A 19,886-nucleotide genomic window follows, 5' to 3' on the forward strand; every position below is an offset into this window, starting at 1 on the left:
TTCCATTATGGAACATCATCATAGCGATAACGTTTCATGATGAAACGCCAACGCGCGTTTTTTCGCCGCGAAAGCGAACTGGCGCACACCCCAACGTATAACTGCGTAAAGAGTGGATTCTACGGGCGTTTCAGCTTTAATTTTGACCATGTTTCCCCTATCCTTAGCGCCACTACTGGGAAAGGGCGAAAACAGCCCGCATGATGGGATTGATAACGATGAAACGGACAAAAAACATCAACCAAGAGACGTTCCGCAAATCCTGGCGCAGCTACCGTGTCGCGCCCGTGGCCTTGGCGATCAGCGCCGTCTTTATGCTGGCCGGCTGCGAGAAGAGCGATGAAACGGTCTCCCTGTATCAGAATGCCGATGACTGTTCGCGCGCCAATCCTTCGATGAGCGAGCAGTGCACCACCTCCTACAACAACGCCCTGCAAGAAGCGGCGAAAACCGCGCCGAAATACGCCACCCGCGAAGACTGCGTCGCCGAGTTCGGCGAAGCGCAGTGCACCCAGGCGCCGGCACAGGCCGGCATGGCGGCGGAATCGCAAAGCAGCGGCAGCTTCTGGATGCCGCTGATGGCGGGCTACATGATGGGCCGCCTGATGGGCGGTTCCGGCTTCGCGCAGCAGCCACTGTTCACTTCCAAGAACGCCGCCAGCCCGGCGAACGGCAAGTTTGTCGACGCCAGCGGCAAGAGCTACGGCCCGGCCACCGCCGGCGGCCGCACCATGACGGTGCCGAAAACCGCCATGGCGCCAAAGCCTGCGGTCACCAACACCGTGACCCGCGGTGGTTTCGGCGAGACCGTGGCCAAGCAGACCAGCATGCAGCGCAGCAGCGCCACTTCCAACTCCGGCTCTCGCAGCATGGGCGGTTGATGCATGAAACGTATTGCTATTACCGAGCGCCCGGACTGGCGTGAAAAAGCGACCGAGTTCGGTTTCCGTTTCCACACCATGTACGGCGAGCCGTACTGGTGTGAAGACGCCTATTACCAGTTCACGCTGGTGCAGATTGAAGAGATCGAAAACGCCACCGCCGAGCTGCACCAGATGTGCCTGCAGGTGGTGGAAAAGGTGGTCGGCAGCGATGAGCTGATGGCCAAGTTCTGCATTCCGAAACACACCTGGGAGTTCGTGCGCAGTTCCTGGCGCACCAACCAGCCGTCGCTGTATTCGCGTCTCGATCTGGCCTACGACGGCGTCAACCCGCCGAAGCTGCTGGAGAACAACGCCGATACGCCAACCTCGCTGTATGAGGCGGCCTTCTTCCAGTGGCTGTGGCTGGAAGACCAGATCAACGCCGGCAAGCTGGATCCGGAATCGGATCAGTACAACAGCCTGCAGGAGAAGCTGATCGAGCGTTTCGCCGAGCTGAAAGCGCATCACGGCTTCGGCCTGTTGCACCTGGCCTGCTGCCAGGACAGCGAAGAAGATCGCGGCACGGTGCAATATCTGCAGGACTGCGCGCAGGAAGCCGGTCTGCCGACCGAGTTCCTGTTCATGGAAGAGATTGGTCTTGGCGAGAAAGGTCAGTTCACCGATCTGCAGGATCAGGTGATCGGCAACCTGTTCAAGCTCTACCCGTGGGAATTCATGCTGCGCGAGATGTTCTCCACCAAGCTGGAAGACGCCGGCGTGCGTTGGCTGGAGCCGGCCTGGAAGAGCATCATCTCCAACAAGGCGCTGCTGCCGTTGCTGTGGGAAATGTTCCCTAACCACCCTAACCTGTTGCCGGCTTATTTCGCGCAAGACGATCATCCGCCGATGGATCATTACGTCACCAAACCGCTGTTCTCACGCGAAGGCGCCAATATTCAGATCGTCGAAAACGGTCAGGAAGTGGCGCGCGTCGATGGGCCGTACGGTGAAGAAGGCATGATCGTGCAGCAATTCCATCCGCTGCCAAAGTTCGAAGACAGCTACACGCTGATCGGCAGCTGGCTGGTGAACGATCAACCCTGCGGCATCGGCCTGCGCGAAGATCGCGAACTGATCACGCAGGATCTATCGCGCTTCTATCCGCACACCATCCTCGGCTGATCACCCCGCTGAAGACAAAACGCCAGTCTCTGACCGGCGTTTTTTATTTACCCCACCTGCACCGACAGCATGCTCAGCGCCCCCATTTCGATACCGTCGATCGGCACGCTGATGGCTTCTTTTCCATCCCAGCCGCCGAGCACGTACAGCAACGGCAGATAGTGTTCCGGCGTCGGGTTTGACAACGCCGCGCCCTCATGGCGCATGAAATCCACCAGCGGGTGGTTGTCGCCCCGATAGCGCAGGTTATCCCGGACAAAGTTATTGAACGATTCCGCCCACGGGTAGGCGCTGGTATCGCCCTGCCATTTCACCATGCGCAGGTTGTGCACCACGTTGCCGCTGGCGACGATCATCACGCCCTCATCCCGCAGCGCCGCGAGTTTGCGGCCCAGCTCATAGTGATAGGCCGCCGACTGTGTGCCGTCGACGCTGAGCTGCACCACCGGAATATCAGCATCGGGATACATTTTGATCAATACGCCCCAGGTGCCGTGATCCAATCCCCACTCGCCGAGATCCGCCGTTACCGGCACTGGCGCCAGGATTTGCTGCAGCTGCGTGGCCAGCGCGGGAGAGCCCGGCGCCGGATAGCGGGTATCAAACAGCGCCTGCGGGAACCCGCCGAAGTCGTGAATGGTTTTGGGTTTTTCCATCGCGGTGACCGCAGTGCCGCGGGTGTACCAATGCGCGGAAACCGCCACGATCGCCTTCGGACGCGGCAATGACTCACCCAACGCACGCCATGCCCGGGTGTAACGGTTGTCTTCCAGCACGTTCATCGGGCTACCGTGGCCAAGAAACAGTGCAGGCATACGAGAGGTGTTCATAGGGGGATCCTTAGTTCAAATTGTGCTATGGCGTTACATTACGCGCTTTGCCGCAGCAACACAGCCGGATAACCGTGATGATGATATTCAATAAATTTGAATTAAAAAGCACAAAAATGCACCGGCCAACAGAAAGTTAAAAAATACATACTTTTCAATTAATTAATAAATTCTGTGAATACCATGGCATTACTGCCACACAGATCTAATTTGTGAACAATTTATGTATTTTTTGTTAACACAGTCGATACACTCCTCTTTCAGTCGACAGGGTGTTGGCAGCCCGTCGGCGCTACGGGAATCACGTCTCACCAAGGAGGAATTCATGTTCAGACTCACACTGGCAACCCGCCTGGCGCTTTCCATGACCTTGTTCGCCACGGGGGCAGTCGCCAAAGCGACGGACAACGCGCCGCTGACGCAGCGCGAAGACCCTTACTTCCTTCAGGCGCAAGCTCAGCTGCAACAGCGGCTGAAGCAGACACCAAACACCAACCGCGCCAAAAACGTCATTCTGGTGGTCGGTGACGGCATGGGATTTTCCACCGTGACCGCCGCCCGCATTTTTGAAGGGCAGCAGCGCGGCGTGGATGGCGAGTCCAACGTGCTGGCCTGGGAAGCCTTCCCCTATTTGGCGGCGGCCAAAACCTATTCCGCCGACGCCCAAATCACCGACTCCGCGCCCAGCGCGGTGGCAATGACCACCGGCGTCAAAACCATCAACGATCTGATGGGCCTCAACCATACGGCCGCCCTCAACAATTGCGAGGATCAGCAAACCAAGGCCGTCACCACGCTGTGGGAGATGGCCGCAACGCTCGGCATGGCCACCGGCGCCGTGACAACCGCGACCATTACCCACGCCACGCCGGGCGCCACCTATGCCCATATCGCCAACCGCGACTGGGAGTCTGACGCCAAAATGCCGGCGGACGCCCTGGCCGCAGGCTGCCGCGACATCGCGCGCCAGCTGGTGGAAATGAAATACGGCAACGGCCTGAACGTGGCGATGGGCGGTGGGCGCGCCAACTTCCTGCCCGACAGCGTGAGCGATCCGGAATATCCCAGCAAAACAGGCGCCAGAAAGGATGGCCGCGACCTGACGCAGGCCTGGCTGCAGCGCTACGGCGAGCGTGGGCAATACGTATGGAATCAGGCACAGTTCGATAAAATCGAGCCGGGTAAGGTCGACCACCTGTTGGCCCTGTTCGAGCCATCACACATGAACTTCGAGCACGATCGACGGCAAGACGCGGCGGGAGAACCTTCACTGGCAGAGATGACCGGCAAGGCCATCGATATTCTGGCCAAGAACACCGAAGGCTACCTGCTGCTGGTGGAGGGTGGACGCATCGATCACGGCAGCCACAACGGTAACGCCTACCGTACGCTGAGCGACGCGGTCGCCCTGAACGAGGCGGTGAAAACCATCGTCGGCAAGGTCAACCTGGACGAAACGCTGGTGATCGTGACCGGCGATCACAGCCACACGCTGACCATCGCCGGCTATGCCAAGCGCGGCAATCCTATCCTCGGCATTTCCGTCGGCGTCGACGGCAAACCGCGGCTGGGCAGCGACGGCAAGCCTTATACCACCGTCGGTTTCGCCAACGGCCCCGGCGGCGCGATCCCGCTGACCGAGCGCCCGGCATTGACCATGGAGCAAACCACCGCGCCCGACTTTATTCAGCCGGCACTGGTGCCGCTGAAAAGCGAGACGCACGGCGGGGAAGATCTCGGCATCTACGCCATCGGCCCCTGGGCGCATCTGTTCCAGGGTACGGTTGAGGAGAACTACACCTTCCACGTGATGAATTACGCCAGCCGCATCGGCGAACGCCTGTCAAAGCGGTAGCCACAAAAAAAGCCGCGTTACGCGGCTTTTTTATCGTTGAAAGCGGCCGGCTATCAGCTGGCTTTTTTCTCGTGCGCCTGGCGGTAGGCCACCAGATCTTCGATGGTCAGCACTACCATGTCGTGCTGTTTGGCGAAGGTAATCACTTCCGGCGCATGCGCCATGCTGCCGTCGTCATTGGTCAGTTCACACAGTACGCCGGCAGGTTTGAAACCGGCCATGGAGACCAGATCGATGGTTGCTTCGGTGTGGCCGCGACGGCTCAGCACGCCGCCCGGCTGCGCACGCAGCGGGAACACGTGGCCCGGACGGTTCAGGTCGCTCGGCTTGGCGCTGTCTGCCACCGCCGCGCGGATGGTGGTCAGGCGATCGGAAGCGGAAACCCCGGTGGTCACGCCCTGCGCCGCTTCGATGGTCACGGTGAAGGCGGTCTGGAACTGGCTGGAGTTGTTGGTCACCATCATCGGCAGCTCAAGCTGCTGACGGCGTTCTTCGGTGATGCACAGGCACACGATACCGCTGCCGTGGCGGATGGTCAGCGCCATCTGCTCAACGGTCATGGTTTCCGCGGCGAAGATCATGTCACCTTCGTTTTCACGATTTTCATCATCGAGCACCATCACGCCGCGCCCGTTGCGCAGTGCGTCGATCGCGCGTTCAACGCGTTCTGTCGGCGTGCCGAAGTCTGAAAGTAGCGTCTGATTCATGGTAAAAAACCTCATTAAAAATTATGGATTACCAGAACCAGGGCGATCTTGAGGAGTAGCTAGCAATAGCTAAAAAAATAACGCAAGCGGGCGCATGCCCGGCAGATACCGTTACTCTCTCCCATCCGGACTATAACCGTCGGCCCCGGAATTACACCGGATCTGCTGACCTCTAACCGGCCTTTACAGGCTGGCTGAGCGCTCGCGGGCTTTCACCGTAGAAGGTGATTTACCGCCGGTGGGGACTTTCACCCCGCCCTGAGAATAAGCAAGATGACTATAACGCTAATGGATAGACAGGGCAATTGGCAAAAGCACAATTCGGCCACGCGCGGCGAATGCGCTTAATGGTGTTTATCCGGCGGGCAACTCGCATTACACTAAGCGGCAGCTATTAAACTCTGAAAGGGATACGCCATGATTGACCCGAAAAAAATCGAACAAATCGCACGCCAGGTTCATGAGTCCATGCCTAAAGGCGTTCGTGAATTCGGGGAAGACGTTGAGAAAAAAATCCGTCAGGTCCTGCAATCGCAGTTGACCCGCCTGGATTTGGTTAACCGCGAAGAGTTCGACGTGCAGACTCAGGTGCTGTTGCGCACCCGCGAGAAGCTGGCGCTGTTGGAACAGCGCATGGCCGAGCTGGAAAGCAAACTGAGCACGGCGCCGGCAGCCAAGCAGGAAGACGAATAATTCCCGCGAAGGGCGCGCACCTGTATGAACCGCGCGCCCTTGTTCTTTAGATTACCCGGCGTTAGCCGCGCCCGTCTTTAATCGCTTTGATGATGTTGGTGGTCGACAGGCCGTCTTCAAAGTTCAACACTTTGACATCGCCGCCGTTGGCCCACACTTCCGCACTGCCGGCAATCTCTTCCGGTTTGTAATCGCCGCCTTTCACCAGCAGATCCGGCAGAATGTCGGCGATCAAGCGCTGCGGCGTGTCCTCTTCGAACGGCACCACCCAATCCACCGCTTCCAGCGCGCCCAGTACAATCATGCGGTTCTCCAGCGCGTTGACCGGGCGTGTTTCCCCTTTCAGGCGCTTGGTCGACGCATCGCTGTTCACCGCCACGATCAGGCGATCGCCCAGCTTGCGGGCGTTGGCCAGATAAGAGACGTGGCCGGCATGCAAAATGTCGAAGATGCCGTTGGTCATCACCACTTTTTCGCCGCGCTGACGCGCCTGCGCGACGGCATGCTTCAACTGCGCTTCGGTCATCACGCCAAAACCGGTCTCGGCGCGGCCGCGCACCGCGTTTTCCAGCTCGATCGGCGACACGGTGGAGGTACCGAGCTTGCCCACCACCACGCCGGCGGCAGCGTTGGCCAGGAAACAGGACTCTTCCAGCGAGTTACCGGCGGCCAGCGAGGCGGCCAGCACGCCGATCACGGTGTCGCCGGCGCCGGTCACATCAAACACTTCCTGCGCCTGGGTCGGCAAGTGCAGCGGTTCAACGCCCGGCTGCAACAGCGTCATGCCGTGTTCTGAACGGGTAACCAGCAGCGCCGACAGCTCGAAATCCGCCACCAGCTTCATGCCGCGTTCCACCAATTCCGCTTCATCCTTGCAGTGGCCCACCACCGCTTCGAACTCGGACAAGTTCGGCGTCAGCAGCGTCGCGCCGCGATAGCGCTCGAAATCGGACCCTTTCGGATCGATCAGCACCGGCACCTTGGCGGCGCGCGCCAGTTGGATCATGCCCTGCACCTGGCTGAGCGCGCCCTTGGCGTAATCGGACAGCACCAGCGCGCCGATCTGCGGCAGCGCCTGCTGAATACGCTCCAGCATCGGCTGTGGATCAACGTTGGAGAAGCCTTCTTCGAAGTCGAGACGGATCAGTTGCTGGTTGCGGGACAGCACGCGCAGCTTGGTGATGGTCGGATGGGTCGGCACCGAGACGAAGTCGCAGCGCACGTTGACTTCATTCAGCTTGGCGCTCAGCGCCCGCGCCGCATCGTCGATGCCGGTCAGGCCCACCAGACGGGAAGTGGCGCCCAGCGAAGCGATGTTCATCGCCACGTTAGCCGCGCCGCCGGGACGCTCTTCGATGGTATCGACCTTGACCACCGGCACCGGGGCTTCCGGTGAAATGCGGCTGGTCGGCCCATACCAATAGCGATCCAACATGACGTCACCGACCACCAGCACACCGGCGCGGCGAAAATCAGGCAGCGTAACTTTCATCCGATAACTCCAAAAAAGAACAAAATTTTAGTGGCGCAGATATTACCACAGACCGCCGGAATACCCGCAAAAAGGTATTAATCCAGCCATTTGGCCCAGCTGGCGCGTACCTGCTCGCGCTCGGCGGCAAACAGCCCGCTGCCGACCTTGCCGGAATGTTCCTGCAGCGCCAGATGGTGGATCTCATCGCGCATGGTGACATAGGCCTGGGTCAGCGCGCGCGCCTCCTCTTCCGGCATGATGTCGTAATTGGCCATCAGCTCGAAGATGCGCACGTTGTCCGACCAACGCGTCAGGCGCGGTTCACCCGGCGCATAGCGTAAGACCAGATATTGGGCGATAAATTCGATGTCGGTTATGCCGCCCTCATCGGTTTTGATATCAAACAGATCGCGCTGCTTGCTGCCGAGATGGTTGCGCATCTTTTCGCGCATCTCGCGCACTTCGCGCTTCAGGGTCTGCGCATCGCGCGTTTTGCACAGGATCTCGCGCCGGATTGCGTCAAACTGCTGATGCAGCGCCGGATCGCCATGCACGATGCGCGCACGCACCAGGGCCTGATGCTCCCAGGTCCAGGCTTCGTTTTGCTGGTAGTCGGCGAACGCTTCGACGGTGCTGACCAGCATCCCCGCCGCACCGGAAGGCCGCAGACGCGCGTCAACCTCATACAGAATGCCGGAGGAGGTGCGGGTGCTGAACAGATGCATCACCCGCTGTGCCAGCCGCAGGTAGAACTGACGGCCGTCGATGCAGCGATCGCCGTCGGTCATCACTTCCGGCGGGCAATCCAACAAGAACACCAGATCGAGGTCGGAACTGTACCCCAGCTCCCAGCCGCCCAGCTTGCCGTAGCCGATCACCGCAAAGCCGCGCCCTTCGCGTTCCTGCAGATGGGTCGGCTGGCCGTAGCGCGCCACCATGTCGCTCCAGGCCTGTTGCACCACCGCGTCGATGATCGCCTCCGCCAAATAAGTCAGGTGATCGCTCACTTTCATCACCGGCAGCGCGCCGGCGATATCCGCCGCGGCGATGCGCAGCTGCTGTGCCTGTTTGAACTGACGCAGCGCCTCCAGCTTTTGCTCTTCGTCGTCTTCCGGCACCCGCAGCAGATACTGCCGCAGTTCGCTGCGGTAGGCGTCCAGCGCCACCGGCTGATACAGCGTGGCCGGATCCAGCAGCTCGTCCAGCAGCAGCGGGTAACGCGACAGCTGGTTGGCAACCATCGGCGACGCGGCGCACAGGCGGATCAGATGGCTGAGCGCCGCGTGGTACTCCACCAACAATTCGAGGTAGGTGGTGCGGGTGACGATGCTGAGCAGCAGCTGCGCCAGCCGCACCAACGCGGTCGGCGCGTCCTGGCGCGGGCACACCTCCGCCAGCAGGCGCGGCATCAGCTGATCGAGCACGTCGCGGCCGCGCGGGCCGATGGTGCGCTTGTCGACGTCGTGACGAAAATCGGCGATGGTGCGCAGCATCTGTCGGCGCCCCTCTTCATCGAGGTGCGGCGTCAGCGGCGCCAGCTCGTTCTCCTCCAGCGCGTCCTGCCACAGGCTGTGGTAGTGCTGGTAATCGGGATCTTCGCCGACATCCGGGCTATCGTCGCCGATCAGGTCGTCGAACACCGCGCGCACCGCCTGCATGTGCGCGTCCAGCGCCGCCATCAGCGCCGGCCAATCCGCCAATCCCATGCCGTAGGCCAACCGCGCCTGATCGAGTGCCTCCTGCGGCAGCGTCTGGGTTTGCTGATCGCCGATCGCCTGCAGCAAGTTCTCCAACCGCCGCAGGAACAGGTAGGCGGCGCTCAGCGCCCGCACCTGCTCGGCCTCCAGCAGCCCCAGCTCACCCACCGCCTGCAGCGTCGGCAGCAGCGAACGCCCCTGCAGCGCCGGCTCGCGGCCGCCGCGGATCAGCTGGAATACCTGGGTAATGAATTCGATTTCGCGAATGCCGCCGGCGCCCAGCTTGATGTTGTCCTTCAGGCCGCGACGCCGTACTTCACGGGCGATCATGCCCTTCATGTTGCGCAGCGACTGGATGACGCTGAAATCGATGTAGCGGCGGAACACGAACGGCCGCAGGGTTTTGCGCAGCTCCTGGCTGTAGACGTCTTCCGCCCCGCCCATCAGGCGCGCCTTCACCATCGCATAGCGCTCCCAGTCGCGCCCCTGCTCCTGATAATAATCTTCCAGCGCCGCGAAGCTCATCACCAACGGGCCGCTGTCGCCGAACGGCCGCAGCCGCATGTCGACGCGATAGACGAAGCCGTCGATGGTCTGTTGATCCAGCGCCTTGATCAGCCGCTGGCCGAGGCGGGTGAAGAACTGGGCATTGTCCAGCTCGCGCCGCCCGCCCTGGGTTTGACCATTTTCCGGGTAGGCGAAGATCAGATCGATATCCGACGAGAAATTCAGCTCGCCGCCGCCCAGCTTGCCCATGCCGAGGATCAGCAGCGGCTGCGGTTCGCCAGCGGCGTTGCACGGCGTGCCCCACTCGCGGCAGCAGGTTTGGTACAGCCAGTCGCGTGCGCTGACGATCAGCGTCTCCGCCAGCCCGCTCAGCTGCAGCAGCGTTTCTTCGGTCGAACACAGCCCCTGCGCCTGCGCCCAGGCGATACGCACCAGCGTCTCGCGGCGAAACAGGCGCAGCGTGCGCATCAGCTGCGCTTCGTCGCGCACCTCTTCCAGCTCGTCCTGCAGCCAGGCGGCATAGTGTTGCCACTCGCCGGGCGCCGGCGGCTGCTCGCGCAGCGTCGCGAGCCAGGCCGGCTGGGCGAGCAGCGCGTCGCTGACGAAGTCGCTCGACGCCAGCACCCACTGCTCCTGCTCGCTAAAGGCGCTGTCCGCGCCGTGAACTTCCTGAAAACGCTGCACAACCTGCTGTGCCTGAGCCTGTAACGCGGCTGAAAGTGGCGACATAGTGTATGACCCGTTCTGCGGCCCACGGCTGGCGGGCCGACTGGATTAACGAAGCGCGCCGTTTAACCAGAATGGCGCATGCGATAAGGCCTGTTTGCGGCTGGCTTCATACCAGCCCTGGCGGCGCTCGCTCAGCGCCGCCTGCAACTCGCGCCAGGCGTCGATATAAGGCCCGGTCTGCTCGTCGGGGTAAGCGCCCGACAGCAGGATCAGCGCCGAAATCTGACGCGTCAGGCGCGGCAATTGTTCCTGATATTCATCTTCGTTCAGGGTACGGCTGAAGGCTTCTTTCAGCTCCGCGCCGCTGCGCCCCAGCATGATGTCGCTAAAGCGTTTGAAAGAACCGTCCAGCTTGGTCTGCCCTTTGGCATCGATAAACGGCCTCCAGGCGCCGCTCACCAGCCATGATGTGAGCGCCAACTTACATTGCAGGTAAGCTGTGCTGTAGCACAGGGTCTCTGGTTGCGCGGCTTTATCCGCCAACAATGGTTCGAGTTCGGTCAGACGGGCGCGCAGATCGGCGCTGGCCTTGCGCGGCACCAGGCCGCCGAAGATCACCAGCGCCTGGCGGATCGTGCCGACCGCTTCGATGACCGCCCCGCGCGCCTGCGCGTCGCCGCGCAGCCACAGCTCTTCATGGTACTGCCAGTGGTTCAGCGCCAGTTCGAAGGCGGCGATCATCCCCTGCTCCACGGTCGCCTTCGCCGCCGGCTTCAGCACCTGCAGCGAGCGCACCTCGCGCGGCGGATTGCCCTGCGCCAGGTGGTAACCACGCGCCGCCTTGCTCAGGCTGCCCTGACGCAGCCCATCGTGCGCCGCCAGCTCACCGGCCAATGCCAGCAGATCGGCGGTGTTGCCTTTCAGCAACTCCAGTTCTATCTCGCTCAGGGCTTCGCTGAGATCACCGGCGCGCACCTCACCCTGATCCAGGCCAATCTCTATCTCACTTTGGCCGTAAGTAACCACCCACTTCTCACGCACAAAATCGGTACGGAACAGCGGTTGCAACGCCTGCTGCAGCGCCGCGATATCGCAATCCTGCGGCCAGATGTCGGCAGGAAACTGCGCCAGCGCCAGCTGCGGTTCGGCGATGGCGACATTGTATTCCGGGCGCTGGTGCAGGCCGGCCACCACTTTACCTGCGGTTTTGATGGTCATCTCATAGCGATCGTCGAAACCGCGAATGCGCAGCCCCATGTCGTGACGGCGCAGGAAATTGTCGGCCGTTTCGAAGTAAATGTTGGTCAGTTTTTGCGGCGCGGAATGCTGATGCGGCCAGGCGGCGAGCCAGTGTGGCAGTGCGGCCACCGCTTGCGGCGCGGCGATGAATTTCAGTTCAATTTCAACGGTCATAATTCTTTAACACCAATAAGTTACGCATTCACGTCGGTTTCAGCTCGGCGCGCTCGGCCCGCCGTATGCTGCCCACTGACGCACAGTTGCCGTTATCTTACCGCGATTCCCGGCGCCTTAACCCTGCTAACTGTAGAAAAAACCTGTTACGTTATAAAACGCTGCGCAACTCACAGAATCAGCCACAGTAAGATAGTTCTCATTCCGGTTTTGGCGTTGCGTCGTCAGACTGAACCCTCTACTATCGTTCCATAAATTCACCCAGAAACGATGAACTAATGCAGAAATTACGCCTGATTTTCCTTGCCGCGCTGAGCTTCAGCATCACTTGGGCCGCACATGCCGAAGATAAACGCTATATCTCCGATGAGTTAAGCACTTATGTCCATAGCGGCCCAGGTAATCAGTACCGTATTGTCGGCACTCTGAACGCCGGTGAAGAAGTGACCCTGCTGAGCGTCAACGACAGCACCAATTACGGCCAGATCCGCGATCCCAAAGGCCGCACCACCTGGATCCCGCTCGATCAGCTCAGCCAGACGCCAAGCCTGCGCACCCGCGTGCCCGAGCTGGAACAGCAGGTGAAAACCCTGACCGACAAACTGGCCAACATCGATAACACCTGGAACCAGCGCACCTCGGAAATGCAGGAAAAAGTCGCGGGCAGCGACAGCACCATCAGCAGCCTGCAGAAGGAAAACCAGGATCTGAAAAACCAGCTGGTGGTCGCGCAGAAGAAGGTCAACGCCGTTAACCTGCAGCTCGACGACAAACAGCGCACCATTATCCTGCAGTGGTTCATGTACGGCGGCGGCGTTGCCGGCGTCGGTTTGCTGTTGGGCCTGCTGTTGCCGCACCTGATCCCGCGTCGCAAGAACAACAATCGCTGGATGAACTGATTTCAGTATCGTTCAGTTTGAGTATGGGCGCCTGCGGGCGCCTTTTTCATTGGCGCCGACATCCCGCGGCCAATTCATGTAATCTGATAGACAGGGCCTTACACGATATTCAGGAGTCAACAGTGCAGATTTATCTGGTCGGCGGCGCCGTTCGCGACAGCCTGCTCAATATTCCGGTGGTCGATCATGATTGGGTGGTGGTGGGCGCCACGCCCGCAGAGCTGCTGGCATTGGGTTACCAACAGGTCGGCAAAGATTTCCCGGTGTTCCTCAACCCCGATTCTCATGAGGAATACGCGCTGGCGCGCACCGAGCGCAAATCCGGCCAAGGGTACACCGGTTTTACCTGCTATGCCGCGCCGGACGTCACGCTGGAGGAAGATCTGCTGCGGCGCGATCTGACCATCAACGCCATCGCCCGTTCCGCCGAAGGGGAGCTGATTGACCCTTACGGCGGCGTGGCCGATCTGCAGGCGCGCGTGCTGCGCCACGTTTCCGACGCGTTCGGCGAAGATCCGCTGCGCGTACTGCGCGTGGCCCGCTTCGCCGCTCGCTTCGCCCACCTGGGTTTTCGCATCGCCGACGAAACGCTCGCCCTGATGCGCCAAATGGCGCACGGCGGTGAACTGGCTGCGCTGACCGCCGAACGCGTCTGGAAGGAAACCGAAAAGGCGCTGCAAAGCCAGAGCCCGCAGGTCTATTTTCAGGTGCTGCGCGATTGCGATGCGCTGGCGGTGCTGTTCCCGGAAATCGACGCGCTGTTCGGCGTGCCGGCCCCCGCCAAGTGGCACCCGGAGATCGACACCGGCGTGCACACGCTGATGGCGCTGGCGATCGCCGCCCGCCTCACGCCGGAGGTGGACGTGCGCTTCGCCACCCTGTGCCATGACCTCGGCAAAGGGTTGACGCCAAAAGAGTTCTGGCCGCATCACCACGGCCACGGCCCGGCGGGCGTACGGCTGGTCGAGGCGCTGTGCCAGCGGCTGCGGGTGCCTAACCCGGTGCGCGATCTGAGCAAGCTGGTGGCCGAGTACCATGATCTGATCCACACAGTGAACAAGCTGCGGCCGGAGACCCTATTGAAGCTGTTCGACGCCATCGACGTCTGGCGCAAGCCCCAGAGGCTGGAGCAGATGATCCTGACCAGCGAAGCGGACGCGCGCGGACGCACAGGCTTTGAGAAGAATCCCTATCCGCAGGGCGACTATCTGCGCCAGGCGTATCAGGTGGCGAACGCGGTATCGATTAAAGAGGTGGTAGCCAGCGGGCTGCAGGGCACCGCGATCCGCGACGAGCTCAAACGCCGCCGCCAGCAGGCGCTGGCCGAGTGGAAGCTCACCCAAACGATTATCAACGATCAGGCATAAAAAAACCCCGCAGAGCGGGGTTTTTTCTTGGTATCGGGCTTACAGGAACACCATGTAAACCACGGCCGCCACGATAAAGCGGTAGATGGCGAACGGCACGAACGAGATGCGTTTGATCAGCGACAGGAAGGTCTTGATCGCAATCAGCGCCACCACGAAGGCAGTAACGAAGCCGACGGCAAACATCGGCAGATCGCCCCAGGTCAGGAAGTGCAGGCTCTTGTACAGATCCAGGCCGCTGGCACCAATCATCATCGGCACCGCCAAAATGAAGGAGAACTCGGACGCCGCATAGCGGTTCACGCCCACCAGCATACCGCCGGCGATAGTAGAACCCGAACGGGAGAAGCCCGGCCACAGCGCCAGGCACTGGAAGCAGCCGATCATGAACGCCTGGCGGTAGGTGATGTCATCCAGCCCTTCCGCGCTCGGTTTCTTCGGCTTCAGCCATTCCGCCGCCAGCAGCAGCAGACCGCCGACCACCAACGCATACATCACGTTTTTCGGCGCGAACAGCGACTTGATGAAATCATGGAAGGCCAGGCCCAGCACCACCGCCGGGATCATCGCCAGCAGGATGTGCCCCAGCTTCAGCTGACCGCTGGTTTTACCCTCGTGCTCCACCGGCTTGCCGCCGAAATGGATGCCGATCAGGCCGAACAACCTGCGCCAGAACATCACGACGACGGCCAGGATCGACCCCAGCTGGATGATGACTTCAAAGGTTTTGGCTTTGTCGCCGGTAAAGCCCAGCCACTCGCCAACGATAATCATATGCCCGGTGGAAGACACCGGCAGAAATTCGGTTAACCCCTCGACAACCCCAAGAACAAACGCAATAAACAGTGAATGCATGTCAGCCATGTGCTTCGCTCACCCTATAAAATAACGGCTATCACATAAAAAAGCGGCAATGCTTAAAGACAATGCCGCTAAAATAATTCTCAGGATTAAGACCAGCTTAACGGTCTTTCGTTGCAAGCAGATGACATAAAATCATGCGGGACGAGTGCCGCGCTCAATGATCACGCCGACCCGATTGGCATGTGCTACAGCGCCCGGTTTGCTGACCTTAATACGGACCCACGGGGAATTGAAGCGCTGAAGCAAAATTTCAGATATTTCCTCCGCCACGCGTTCCACCAGGGCGAAGCGGTTCGACTCCACGTGTTGGATCACGGCATCGCTGACGTCGGCATAGCTCAGACAGTCAGTTACGTCGTCGCTGGCGGCGGCCGGCCGGTTATCCCAGCCCATTTCGATATCGAACACCAGCTTCTGACGAATGCCCTGTTCCCACTCATAAACGCCAATGGTGGTAATTACGGTAAGCTCTTCAATAAATACGATATCCATCACGTCATTCTCTGTTTTTGGCCTTGCCGGATACCACTTCCAGCGGAATGTGCGTATTATCCATAGATGTTGCGAGTAAAACGACCATTATTAAACGGAACCGCGTTATGAGTGCTACCGCGCTTGGCATGATTATCTTCGCGTATCTGTGCGGCTCGATTTCGAGCGCGATCCTGGTTTGCCGGATCGCCAGGCTGCCGGACCCGCGTGAGCATGGCTCAGGAAATCCCGGGGCGACCAACGTCCTGCGCATCGGCGGCCGGCTGGCGGCGGCGGCGGTGCTGGTGTTCGATATTCTGAAAGGGATGTTGCCGGTCTGGCTGGCCTACAAACTCGATGTGCCGCCGCTGTACCTAGGCCTGACGGCGATCGCCGCCTGTCTGGGGCACATCTACCCGGTGTTCTTCCACTTCCGCGGCGGTAAAGGCGTGGCGACGGCGTTTGGCGCCATCGCGCCTATCGGCTGGGATCTGACCGGCCTGATGACCGGCACCTGGCTGCTGACGGTGCTGCTCAGCGGCTACTCTTCGCTCGGCGCCATCGTCAGCGCGCTTATCGCCCCGTTCTACGTCTGGTGGTTCAAACCGCAGTTCACCTTCCCGGTAGCGATGCTCTCCTGCCTGATCCTGATGCGGCATCACGACAATATCCAGCGCCTGTGGCGCGGCCAGGAAGGCAAGATTTGGGGCAAGTTCCGCAAGAAGAAAAACGACGCGGATGAGGATAACGGCGACCAGCCGAAAGACGAATAACAGAAGGGCCGGATTATCCGGCCCTTTGCTTTATACCGCAGGTAGTTCCGCCAGCGGCCAGCGCGGCCGCACCGAAACGCTCAGCTCCGGGTTGGCGCCGCTCTTCAGCCGCACCATGCCGGCATAGGCGATCATCGCGCCGTTGTCGGTGCAAAATTCCGGGCGGGCATAGAACACTTCCCCGCCGCGTTTCTGCATCATCTCCGCCAGCTTGGCACGCAATGTGCGGTTGGCGCTCACGCCGCCGGCCATCACCAGGCGTTTGAAGCCGGTTTGCTCGAGGGCACGTTTGCATTTGATCGCCAGCGTATCCACCACCGCATCCTCGAAGGCGCGGGCGATGTCGGCACGCGTCTGATCGTCGTTGCCGTTGGAGCGAATGGTGTTGGCGGCGAAGGTTTTCAGCCCGGAGAAGCTGAAGTCCAGCCCCGGACGATCGGTCATCGGCCGCGGGAAGGTGAAACGCCCCGCCGTGCCCTGCTGCGCCATCTTCGACAGCATCGGCCCGCCGGGATAATCCAGGCCGAGCAGCTTGGCGGTTTTGTCGAACGCTTCGCCGGCGGCATCGTCGATCGACTCGCCCAGCAGTGCATACTCACCGATGCCGGTGACGCTGATCAGCTGAGTGTGGCCACCGGAGACCAGCAGCGCGACGAACGGGAACGCCGGCGGGTTATCTTCCAGCATCGGCGCCAGCAAGTGGCCTTCCATGTGGTGTACCGGCACCGCCGGCACGTTCCAGGCGAACGCCAGCGCACGCCCGACGGTAGCGCCGACCAGCAGCGCGCCTACCAGGCCCGGCCCGGCGGTATAAGCCACGCCGTCGATATCGGCCGGAGTCAGGTTGGCCTCTTTCAGCGCCGCCTGAATCAGCGGCACGGTTTTGCGCACGTGATCGCGGGAGGCCAGTTCCGGCACCACGCCGCCGTAGTCGGCGTGCAGCTTCACCTGGCTGTATAATTGGTTGGCCAACAAACCGGTTTGATCGTCATACACTGCAATTCCGGTCTCATCGCAGGACGTTTCTATACCCAGTACTCGCATTACATTTCCCATCATTCACGTGCGGCCGCCAGTCTACCACATTCCGCCGCATTTACCGCCGATGCGGCGCATCTTGTCACCGGCTTGCGCCTATGTCGATGATTCATCCAGAAAATGCCCGAGCGATTAAATACGAGCATTTTTTTCTGATTAGTCTATAATCAGCGCCCGGTGCAAAATTGCGCACGTTGCGGCAGAGCGACGCGGGTTTCAATTTGCTGTGATGCTTTACAAAGCAGCATCCATTGGAGTAAAATTCCGCACCATTTTGAAAAGGCTGGCGCTTGGCCAGCAGCAAACCGAATTTTATTGAGGTGAGAGGCACATGCCGGTAATTAAAGTACGTGAAAACGAGCCATTTGACGTTGCTCTGCGTCGTTTCAAACGCTCTTGCGAAAAAGCGGGTGTTTTAGCTGAAGTTCGTCGTCGTGAGTTTTATGAAAAACCAACTACCGAACGTAAACGCGCTAAAGCTTCTGCTGTGAAACGTCACGCGAAGAAACTGGCTCGCGAAAACGCACGCCGCACTCGTCTGTATTAATTCTTCGGGGGCAACCCCACCGCGTGAATTTCTGATTTTCAAAATCGCGCAGACCGAGTAGTTGCATACGAAGGCCGTGCTTTCCGAAAGGAATGCGCGGCTTGTTCTCGTTTATAGGCTAATGAAGTAAGGGCTTATGGCTGGACGAATTCCGCGCGTATTTATCAATGACTTGCTGGCTCGCACCGACATCGTCGATTTGATCGACGCCCGCGTGAAGCTCAAGAAGCAAGGCAAGAACTACCACGCGTGCTGTCCGTTCCACCACGAAAAGACGCCTTCCTTTACCGTTAATGGCGAAAAGCAGTTTTATCACTGTTTTGGGTGTGGTGCGCACGGCAACGCCGTCGACTTTTTGATGAATTACGACCGACTCGAGTTTGTCGAAACCATCGAAGAGCTGGCGACCATGCACGGGCTGGAAGTGCCTTACGAAGCGGGCACCGGGCCGACCCAGATCGAACGCCATCAGCGCCAGAGCCTGTACCAACTGATGGAGCAGCTCAGCGCGTTCTATCAACAGTCACTGCAGCAGTCCTCCGGGGCACCGGCGCGCAGCTATTTGCAGCAGCGCGGATTAAGTGACGACGTTATTCGCCATTTCGCCATCGGCTTCGCGCCGGCGGGATGGGACAACGCCCTGAAGCGTTTCGGCCGCGATGCCGACTCGCGCCGCGCATTGAACGATGCCGGCATGCTGGTGACTAACGATCAGGGGCGTTCGTACGACCGTTTCCGCGAACGGGTGATGTTCCCCATCCGCGACAAGCGCGGGCGCGTGATCGCCTTCGGCGGCCGCGTGCTGGGCGACGGTATGCCGAAGTACCTGAACTCGCCGGAAACCGAAGTTTTCCATAAGGGCCGCCAGCTGTACGGCCTGTATGAAGCACAGCAGAACCACCCTACCCTCCAGCGGCTGCTGGTGGTGGAAGGGTATATGGACGTGGTGGCGTTGGCGCAATTCGGCATCGATTATGCCGTCGCCTCGCTCGGGACCTCGACGACGGCTGAACACATTCAGCTGCTGTTCCGCGCTACCGACAACGTCGTTTGCTGCTACGACGGCGACCGCGCCGGCCGCGAAGCGGCCTGGCGGGCGCTGGAAACCGCGCTGCCGTACCTGAACGACGGGCGCCAGCTGCGGTTCATGTTTTTGCCCGACGGTGAAGACCCGGACACCCTGGTGCGCAAAGAAGGCAAAGAAGCCTTCGAACAGCGAATGGAGCAGGCGCAGCCGCTGTCCACTTTCCTGTTCGAAAGCCTGCTGCCGCAGGTGGATTTGAGCAGCCCGGACGGGCGCGCCAAGCTGAGCACGCTGGCGCTGCCGCTGATTACTCAGGTGCCGGGCGAAACGTTGCGCTTGTACCTGCGTCAGGAGCTCGGCAACAAGCTGGGGCTGCTGGACGACAGCCAGCTCGACAAGCTGATGCCCAAGCAGGCGGAAAATGCGAATCCTTATCAGGCGCCCCAGCTAAAACGCACAACCATGCGTATACTGATAGGGTTACTGGTGCAAAATCCGCAGTTGGCTACACTTATCCCTTCGCTGGAAGGGTTGGAGCAGACCAAACAGGCGGGATTGCCGCTGTTCGTCGAACTGGTGCAGACCTGTTTGGCGCAGCCGGGCCTGACAACCGGGCAATTGCTGGAGCTGTATCGCGACAACAAATTCAGCCAGCAGCTTGAAACCTTGGCGACATGGAACCATATGATCGTTGAGGACATGGTCGAACAGACCTTTTTGGATACGTTGGCCAGCCTGTACGACTCGGTGCTCGAGCAACGGCTGGAAACGCTGATCGCCCAGGCCAGAACGCGCGGCCTGAGCCCGGAGGAACGTGAGGAAGTCCGTTCTCTCAACCAGGTTTTAGCGAAGAAAAACTGAATACCAAACGGCTTAAGTGCCGATAATTGCGAGGGCAGAGCCCTGCACAGTGCCGCCATAGTGGGCCGCGGCGATAACGAAAACGCCCCAAATGCTATTGTTGGCGGTTTCGCCGACCGACACCAACCTAAATACTCTGAAGTGTGGATACC

At 60.2% G+C, this 19,886-nt stretch carries 17 protein-coding genes and 1 riboswitch; of the genes, 9 read left to right on the forward strand and 8 right to left on the reverse strand.

Annotated features, from left to right (window positions below):
• Positions 1–218: 218 nt before the first annotated feature.
• Together ACJ8J5_RS14155 and ACJ8J5_RS14160 are read left to right on the forward strand one after the other, a co-directional pair.
• On the forward strand, positions 219–881 hold the full coding sequence (locus ACJ8J5_RS14155) for a DUF1190 family protein (RefSeq protein WP_025304315.1): 663 nt from the start codon (positions 219–221) through the stop codon (positions 879–881).
• Positions 882–884: 3 nt separating this feature from the next.
• Positions 885–2,045, forward strand: a complete 1,161-nt coding sequence (locus ACJ8J5_RS14160; protein ID WP_060434583.1) for a glutathionylspermidine synthase family protein — start codon at positions 885–887, stop codon at positions 2,043–2,045.
• Positions 2,046–2,092: 47 nt separating this feature from the next.
• On the opposite strand, the gene ygiD is transcribed toward ACJ8J5_RS14160, so the two are convergent.
• Positions 2,093–2,875 carry a 4,5-DOPA dioxygenase extradiol gene (gene ygiD / locus ACJ8J5_RS14165; protein ID WP_060434584.1) on the reverse strand — a complete coding sequence of 261 codons (783 nt, stop codon included), beginning with the start codon at positions 2,873–2,875 and terminating at the stop codon, positions 2,093–2,095.
• 325 nt (positions 2,876–3,200) lie between these two features.
• On the opposite strand from ygiD, the gene ACJ8J5_RS14170 reads away from it, so the two are divergent.
• The gene (locus tag ACJ8J5_RS14170; RefSeq protein WP_334273844.1) at positions 3,201–4,730 is read left to right on the forward strand and encodes an alkaline phosphatase; all 1,530 of its coding nucleotides are present in this window, start codon (positions 3,201–3,203) and stop codon (positions 4,728–4,730) included.
• Between the two features lie 53 nt (positions 4,731–4,783).
• On the opposite strand, the gene ribB is transcribed toward ACJ8J5_RS14170, so the two are convergent.
• Complete coding sequence (gene ribB, locus ACJ8J5_RS14175; RefSeq protein ID WP_004937218.1) at positions 4,784–5,437, reverse strand: 3,4-dihydroxy-2-butanone-4-phosphate synthase; 654 nt, start codon at positions 5,435–5,437, stop codon at positions 4,784–4,786.
• 109 nt (positions 5,438–5,546) lie between these two features.
• A riboswitch (FMN riboswitch) is annotated at positions 5,547–5,707 on the reverse strand.
• A gap of 147 nt (positions 5,708–5,854) precedes the next feature.
• Here ribB and ubiK point away from each other — a divergent pair.
• The gene (gene ubiK, locus ACJ8J5_RS14180) at positions 5,855–6,130 is read left to right on the forward strand and encodes a ubiquinone biosynthesis accessory factor UbiK (RefSeq protein ID WP_025304319.1); all 276 of its coding nucleotides are present in this window, start codon (positions 5,855–5,857) and stop codon (positions 6,128–6,130) included.
• Between the two features lie 61 nt (positions 6,131–6,191).
• Here the strand turns inward: ubiK and hldE are convergent, their stop codons facing one another.
• From hldE to ACJ8J5_RS14195, 3 genes are all read right to left on the reverse strand, one after another.
• Complete coding sequence (gene hldE / locus ACJ8J5_RS14185; RefSeq protein ID WP_019453075.1) at positions 6,192–7,622, reverse strand: bifunctional D-glycero-beta-D-manno-heptose-7-phosphate kinase/D-glycero-beta-D-manno-heptose 1-phosphate adenylyltransferase HldE; 1,431 nt, start codon at positions 7,620–7,622, stop codon at positions 6,192–6,194.
• A 77-nt stretch (positions 7,623–7,699) separates the two neighbouring features.
• Positions 7,700–10,537, reverse strand: a complete 2,838-nt coding sequence (gene glnE, locus ACJ8J5_RS14190) for a bifunctional [glutamate--ammonia ligase]-adenylyl-L-tyrosine phosphorylase/[glutamate--ammonia-ligase] adenylyltransferase (protein WP_334273845.1) — start codon at positions 10,535–10,537, stop codon at positions 7,700–7,702.
• Between the two features lie 45 nt (positions 10,538–10,582).
• Complete coding sequence (locus ACJ8J5_RS14195; protein WP_025304321.1) at positions 10,583–11,890, reverse strand: CYTH domain-containing protein; 1,308 nt, start codon at positions 11,888–11,890, stop codon at positions 10,583–10,585.
• Between the two features lie 278 nt (positions 11,891–12,168).
• On the opposite strand from ACJ8J5_RS14195, the gene ACJ8J5_RS14200 reads away from it, so the two are divergent.
• Both ACJ8J5_RS14200 and ACJ8J5_RS14205 read left to right on the forward strand, forming a co-directional pair.
• Positions 12,169–12,789 carry a TIGR04211 family SH3 domain-containing protein gene (locus ACJ8J5_RS14200; protein WP_016930153.1) on the forward strand — a complete coding sequence of 207 codons (621 nt, stop codon included), beginning with the start codon at positions 12,169–12,171 and terminating at the stop codon, positions 12,787–12,789.
• Between the two features lie 122 nt (positions 12,790–12,911).
• Positions 12,912–14,156, forward strand: a complete 1,245-nt coding sequence (locus ACJ8J5_RS14205) for a multifunctional CCA addition/repair protein (RefSeq protein ID WP_334273846.1) — start codon at positions 12,912–12,914, stop codon at positions 14,154–14,156.
• Positions 14,157–14,195: 39 nt separating this feature from the next.
• Here the strand turns inward: ACJ8J5_RS14205 and bacA are convergent, their stop codons facing one another.
• Positions 14,196–15,020, reverse strand: a complete 825-nt coding sequence (gene bacA / locus ACJ8J5_RS14210) for an undecaprenyl-diphosphate phosphatase (RefSeq protein ID WP_004937204.1) — start codon at positions 15,018–15,020, stop codon at positions 14,196–14,198.
• Positions 15,021–15,152: 132 nt separating this feature from the next.
• Complete coding sequence (gene folB / locus ACJ8J5_RS14215) at positions 15,153–15,512, reverse strand: bifunctional dihydroneopterin aldolase/7,8-dihydroneopterin epimerase (protein ID WP_004937203.1); 360 nt, start codon at positions 15,510–15,512, stop codon at positions 15,153–15,155.
• 107 nt (positions 15,513–15,619) lie between these two features.
• Between folB and plsY the strand changes: the two genes are divergently transcribed.
• Positions 15,620–16,264, forward strand: coding sequence for a glycerol-3-phosphate 1-O-acyltransferase PlsY (plsY, locus tag ACJ8J5_RS14220; RefSeq protein ID WP_025304323.1), 645 nt, complete (start codon positions 15,620–15,622; stop codon positions 16,262–16,264).
• 30 nt (positions 16,265–16,294) lie between these two features.
• Here plsY and tsaD read toward each other — a convergent pair whose 3' ends face one another.
• Positions 16,295–17,308: a tRNA (adenosine(37)-N6)-threonylcarbamoyltransferase complex transferase subunit TsaD gene (gene tsaD, locus ACJ8J5_RS14225; protein WP_025304324.1), complete on the reverse strand. Its 1,014-nt coding sequence runs from the start codon at positions 17,306–17,308 to the stop codon at positions 16,295–16,297.
• A gap of 325 nt (positions 17,309–17,633) precedes the next feature.
• On the opposite strand from tsaD, the gene rpsU reads away from it, so the two are divergent.
• Entirely contained in the window at positions 17,634–17,849 is a 216-nt protein-coding gene (rpsU, locus tag ACJ8J5_RS14230) for a 30S ribosomal protein S21 (RefSeq protein WP_001144069.1), read from the forward strand.
• Positions 17,850–17,985: 136 nt separating this feature from the next.
• Complete coding sequence (dnaG, locus tag ACJ8J5_RS14235) at positions 17,986–19,734, forward strand: DNA primase (protein WP_025304325.1); 1,749 nt, start codon at positions 17,986–17,988, stop codon at positions 19,732–19,734.
• Positions 19,735–19,886 lie beyond the last annotated feature (152 nt).

Origin of the sequence: Serratia sp. CY43202 (assembly GCF_052168755.1) — a bacterium.
GTDB classification, from domain to species: Bacteria; Pseudomonadota; Gammaproteobacteria; order Enterobacterales; family Enterobacteriaceae; genus Serratia; species Serratia bockelmannii.

Bases quoted from the DNA above. Each gene is read 5' to 3' on its own strand.
- ACJ8J5_RS14155 (WP_025304315.1), top strand. From the start codon at position 219: ATGAAACGGACAAAAAACATCAACCAAGAGACGTTCCGCAAATCCTGG.
- ACJ8J5_RS14160 (WP_060434583.1), top strand. From the start codon at position 885: ATGAAACGTATTGCTATTACCGAGCGCCCGGACTGGCGTGAAAAAGCG.
- ygiD (WP_060434584.1), bottom strand. From the start codon at position 2,875: ATGAACACCTCTCGTATGCCTGCACTGTTTCTTGGCCACGGTAGCCCG.
- ACJ8J5_RS14170 (WP_334273844.1), top strand. From the start codon at position 3,201: ATGTTCAGACTCACACTGGCAACCCGCCTGGCGCTTTCCATGACCTTG.
- ribB (WP_004937218.1), bottom strand. From the start codon at position 5,437: ATGAATCAGACGCTACTTTCAGACTTCGGCACGCCGACAGAACGCGTT.
- ubiK (WP_025304319.1), top strand. From the start codon at position 5,855: ATGATTGACCCGAAAAAAATCGAACAAATCGCACGCCAGGTTCATGAG.
- hldE (WP_019453075.1), bottom strand. From the start codon at position 7,622: ATGAAAGTTACGCTGCCTGATTTTCGCCGCGCCGGTGTGCTGGTGGTC.
- glnE (WP_334273845.1), bottom strand. From the start codon at position 10,537: ATGTCGCCACTTTCAGCCGCGTTACAGGCTCAGGCACAGCAGGTTGTG.
- ACJ8J5_RS14195 (WP_025304321.1), bottom strand. From the start codon at position 11,890: ATGACCGTTGAAATTGAACTGAAATTCATCGCCGCGCCGCAAGCGGTG.
- ACJ8J5_RS14200 (WP_016930153.1), top strand. From the start codon at position 12,169: ATGCAGAAATTACGCCTGATTTTCCTTGCCGCGCTGAGCTTCAGCATC.
- bacA (WP_004937204.1), bottom strand. From the start codon at position 15,020: ATGGCTGACATGCATTCACTGTTTATTGCGTTTGTTCTTGGGGTTGTC.
- folB (WP_004937203.1), bottom strand. From the start codon at position 15,512: ATGGATATCGTATTTATTGAAGAGCTTACCGTAATTACCACCATTGGC.
- plsY (WP_025304323.1), top strand. From the start codon at position 15,620: ATGAGTGCTACCGCGCTTGGCATGATTATCTTCGCGTATCTGTGCGGC.
- tsaD (WP_025304324.1), bottom strand. From the start codon at position 17,308: ATGCGAGTACTGGGTATAGAAACGTCCTGCGATGAGACCGGAATTGCA.
- rpsU (WP_001144069.1), top strand. From the start codon at position 17,634: ATGCCGGTAATTAAAGTACGTGAAAACGAGCCATTTGACGTTGCTCTG.
- dnaG (WP_025304325.1), top strand. From the start codon at position 17,986: ATGGCTGGACGAATTCCGCGCGTATTTATCAATGACTTGCTGGCTCGC.